The organism is Paraburkholderia oxyphila NBRC 105797, from assembly GCF_000685075.1.
GTDB lineage: Bacteria > Pseudomonadota > Gammaproteobacteria > Burkholderiales > Burkholderiaceae > Paraburkholderia > Paraburkholderia oxyphila.
Window position 1 is genome coordinate 1 of sequence record NZ_BAYD01000223.1, and the last position, 4,085, is coordinate 4,085.

A 4,085-nucleotide genomic window follows, 5' to 3' on the forward strand; every position below is an offset into this window, starting at 1 on the left:
GCGCCTGGCCCTTGCCGGTCCACTCGTCGAACAAATCCTGCAGATAGAGCACGTCGGGCTCGCCGTTCGCGCGGTGCTTGTCGTTCATGCCGTGGTCGGCGGTGATCGCGAGCACGCACCCTGCCGCATCGAGCTGGCCCACGTAGTGGTCGAACATCGCGTAGAAGTCGTTGGCCTTCGGCGAGCCCGGCGCGGCCTTGTGCTGACGTAGTCGGTCGTCGACAGATACATCAGGTCGGGACGGAAGGTATCGAGCAGCTTCACGCCCGCGGCGAACACGAACTCGGAGAGATCGGCCGAGTAGACATCGGGCAGCGGCTTGCCGACGAACGCGAGCACGTCCTCGATGCCGTTGGCCGCACGCGTGGCCTGGTCGGCTTTTTCCGCGGAGAACGCGATCGCGCGGCCGCTCGCAAAATCGAGCCCCTTGCCCAGCAGCGTGCGCAGCTTGTCCTTCGCGGTGACCACGGCCACCTTGGCGCCGGCGTCGTGAAACGCCGCGAAGATCGTGGGCGCACGCAGGAAGCGCGCGTCGTTCATCATCACTTCCTCGCCGCTCGTGCGGTCGTAGAAGTAGTTGCCCGCGATGCCGTGCACCCTGGGCGGACGGCCCGTGAGGATCGAGAGGTTGTTCGGGTTCGTGAAGCTCGGAATCACGCACTGGGCGATGCGGTTCATGCCCGTGCGCAGCATCTTCGCGAGGTTCGGGGCGCGCCCGGCCTTGATGGCTTCCTCGATATAGGCCGGCTCCGAGCCGTCGAGGCAGATCACGACGACGGGCGCGTCGGGAAGCCGGTATTCGCGGCCGTTCACGGTCAGTGTGGTGTCCTGCAGTGCGCTCATGGCGTCTCCTTTCATGCCGTCTTTGCAAGGGCGCCGGTCATGCCCATGGATTCGAGAACCTCGGCGATTGCGGCGAGCGCAGCGCGCATTTCCTTTTCGCCGAGGCGGCCGATACAGCCGATGCGGAACGAGTCCGCCACGGTAAGCTTGCCCGGATAGATCACGTAGCCGCGCGCCTTCAGACTTTCGTAGAACTGATTGAATACGAAGCGCGGGTCGTCAGGAATGTGGAATGTGACGATGATGGGCGCCTGCAAGGCGTCGGGCAGCAGCGGCTTGAAGCCGAGTGCACGCATGCCTTCGAGCAGGATCTTGCAGTTGGCGCGATAGCGCGCGCCGCGCCCGGCCACGCCGCCTTCGACGTCGAACTCGTTGAGCGCCTGATGGAACGCCACGATCACGTGCGTGGGCGGCGTGAAACGGTACTGGCTCGTCTTCTCCAGGTTGGTCGATTGCTCGTACAGGTCGAGCACGAGCGTGGTGGCGTTGCCCTGGGTGCGCGCGAGCGCCTCGCGCCGGCAGATCACGAAGCCGAGGCCCGGTACGCCCTCGATGCACTTGTTCGACGATGCCGCGACCGCGTCGATATGCATGGTCTGCACGTCGAGCGGCAGCGCGCCGAACGCGCTCATCGAATCGACGAGATAGCCCTTGCCGTACTTGTGCGCGAGCGCGCCGATCTGCGCGATGGGGTTCAGGATGCCCGAGGTGGTCTCGCAGTGAATCGTGAACACATGCGTGATCGACGGCTGGCTCGCGAGCAGCGCTTCGACCTGCGTGAGGTCCGGCGGCGTGTCTTCGGCCGTTTCGTACACGACGGTCTTGCGCCCGGCTATATCGAGAATGCGCTTCGCGCGCTTGCCGTAGGCGCCGTTGATCAGCACCAGCACCTCACCGTTCTTGGGCACGAAGGTGGTGAGCATCGCCTCGACGGCGAACGTGCCGGAACCCTGCATCGGCACCGTCACCCAGTCTCCCGCGCCGTTCGCGATCTCCGCCAGCCTCGCGAGCACCGAGCGGTTGATTTCGACGAAGTTCGCGTCGCGCGAACCCCAGTCGTGAACCATCGCGGCCTTGACGGTGCGCGAGGTGGTGAGCGGGCCGGGCGTGAGCAGAAGCGGATCGCCGGTTTCGGAAGCTGCGGGAGGGGATGAGAGGGATGTGGCCGTCATGATGTGTCTCCGTGGATGTCGGGTCGGTCATTGCGTCACTGCACTGTTGCGTCACTTTATGGGACGCAACAAAATCAGTCAATATGCAACAAATCGCCACATTACCAGGGGATATACCGATCGCGCAGCACCATGACTTTTCAATCGGCGAGCGACACCGCGAAGGCTGTTCGTAAGAAATGCCACCAGGTGCCGTGTGGTAGAGCCCGATTCGGTTTGCACGGCATGGCGTCAGGGGCGAGGCGGTCATCTGGCGGCGCCTTATTCCTGATGGGCGGAGATGGCCAAAAAGTGCCGTTTAGGAGTGCGGGTCTTTGCGGATTCGCAAATGCCACAAATTGCCACAAATCTGGTCGAGATTCTTTACCGGCATGGCGGCGTCAAACCAGCGTGGCACCCTCGTCGTAATGTGGGGCGCTCCCGCTGGTGATGCGGACCGGCAGCCTTTCTTGAAGAGGATAACGAAGTACCTGCAGCATTTGGCGCGCAGGCGCAGGAGATCCTTCTGAAGTTGCAGTCGGACCAGGCGTGACGCGCAACACGCTGTATCGAAGGTCACAAGCATCAGCTGACGCCAACCGGATGTTCCGCAAACGAAATCGGCCCCGAAATGGAGCCGGTCATGCGAACACAGCGCGCTGGGTCATGAAGCGCTCCAGATCGGGATTGATCGCGCGGTCCGCCGTCGCCACGACAGCCCGGCTCGGCTTCGTTCTCCACGCGGCGTGCGTGATTGGCACGCCGAACGATTACGCGGCGGGAGTCACCTGCGAGATGGCCAGGTCTTCCGTCACCATGGCCAGCTCGGCCGCATGACCCGGAACGCCGCTCCATGAGAACGCAGGCGACACGCTACACAGTCAGGCCACGGCCGGGAAATCGAGCGCCGTATCGTTCACGCGGTTCACGAGATTCGTGAACGTGATCGACGTGATCGCGAGTGCGATCTCCACGACCTGGCGCTCCGTGTAACCCGCCTCGCGAATCGCATTCACCTCGGCTTCGGGCACCGTGCCGTGCGTACGCACCAGCACGCGTACGAAATGCACCAGCGCGTCGCGCTTCACGTCGCCGGTTGCATCGCCCGCGCGAAGCTGCTTCATCGCTTCGGGTGCGAGGCCCGCGGCCTTGCCCGCCAGCGTGTGCGCAGCGACACAGTAGTCGCAGCCCGCCACTTCGCTCACCGCGAGCTTGATGGCTTCGATATCGGGCCTGGCGAGCGAGCCGCCGGCCAGCACGGCGTCTACGGCCAGCATCGCGCCCAGCGCTTCGGGGCTGTGCGTGCCAATGGTGGCGTAAGCGTTCGGCACCTTGCCGATGGCCTTGCGGATCTTCGTGAAAATTTCGGCGGCGGCGCCCGTGGCGGCTTCGGGGCGGATAGCGGAAAGGCGGGACATGATCGACTCCTCGAGTTGAATGGCACTGACTGCTTTGCGTAGCCATCGTCGATGGCATGGGGCCAGTTTAGTCACGCAGGCCGGCGCTTTTAATGCCAGAATGGCGCGACTTCATGCTCGTTCGTCTCACTCATTTCGCCTACCGATGCCACCGGGCCGCCGCCCCTGGACATCCTCAGCCGCCTTCTGACGCTCATGCCCGTTGCGGGCCGACTCGACGTGCGCTGCCACTTCGGCGCGCCGTGGCGCATCGAGCAGCCTGCCATCGACGCGATGTTCGACGCCCCCGGCAAGCCCTGGACGCTGCCGGATCTGGCCGCGCTGTGCCACATGTCACGCGCGACGTTCGCGCGCCATTTCGACGAAGCGATCGGGCGCAGCGCCGCCGACGTGCTGACCGATATCCGCATGACGCTCGCGGGCCGCCTGCTCGCGCAGGGCGGCCAGCCGGTAGCCGAGATTGGCGAATTCGTGGGTTATCAGTCCGATGCCGCGTTTCAGCGCAGCTTCAAGCGGCATGTGGGGATGACGCCCGCGCAATGGCGCGCCGCGGCGCGCACGCCCGCGTGAATGCCGTGACTAACCTGGTTGCGTAGTCGTTCGCGAATGCAACGATGGCGCTCTTCCTGTACGACAAAAGAGCCCGCAACCAACTATATGGCACAGTAAGACC

Annotated in this window: 2 protein-coding genes and 3 pseudogenes; 1 reads left to right on the plus strand and 4 read right to left on the minus strand. The window is 64.3% G+C overall.

Features of this window, described 5'->3' with window-relative positions; genetic code table 11:
• The 4 genes and pseudogenes from BO1_RS55890 to BO1_RS48200 form a co-directional block, all read right to left on the minus strand.
• Positions 1 to 843: pseudogene (locus BO1_RS55890) on the minus strand (alkaline phosphatase family protein); the annotation flags it as partial.
• Between the two features lie 11 nt (positions 844 to 854).
• Positions 855 to 2,015, minus strand: a complete 1,161-nt coding sequence (locus BO1_RS48185; RefSeq protein ID WP_043289240.1) for a 2-aminoethylphosphonate--pyruvate transaminase — start codon at positions 2,013 to 2,015, stop codon at positions 855 to 857.
• Positions 2,016 to 2,647: 632 nt separating this feature from the next.
• A pseudogene (locus BO1_RS61670) lies at positions 2,648 to 2,797 on the minus strand (alpha/beta hydrolase); the annotation flags it as partial.
• Positions 2,798 to 2,875: 78 nt separating this feature from the next.
• Entirely contained in the window at positions 2,876 to 3,412 is a 537-nt protein-coding gene (locus BO1_RS48200) for a carboxymuconolactone decarboxylase family protein (RefSeq protein WP_028223694.1), read from the minus strand.
• A gap of 255 nt (positions 3,413 to 3,667) precedes the next feature.
• Between BO1_RS48200 and BO1_RS48205 the strand changes: the two are divergent.
• Positions 3,668 to 3,982: pseudogene (locus BO1_RS48205) on the plus strand (helix-turn-helix transcriptional regulator); the annotation flags it as partial.
• Positions 3,983 to 4,085: the final 103 nt, after the last annotated feature.

What these genes read in the sequence shown, in the direction of transcription:
- BO1_RS48185 (WP_043289240.1), bottom strand. Translation starts at nt 2,015, where the DNA reads ATGACGGCCACATCCCTCTCATCCCCTCCCGCAGCTTCCGAAACCGGC.
- BO1_RS48200 (WP_028223694.1), bottom strand. Translation starts at nt 3,412, where the DNA reads ATGTCCCGCCTTTCCGCTATCCGCCCCGAAGCCGCCACGGGCGCCGCC.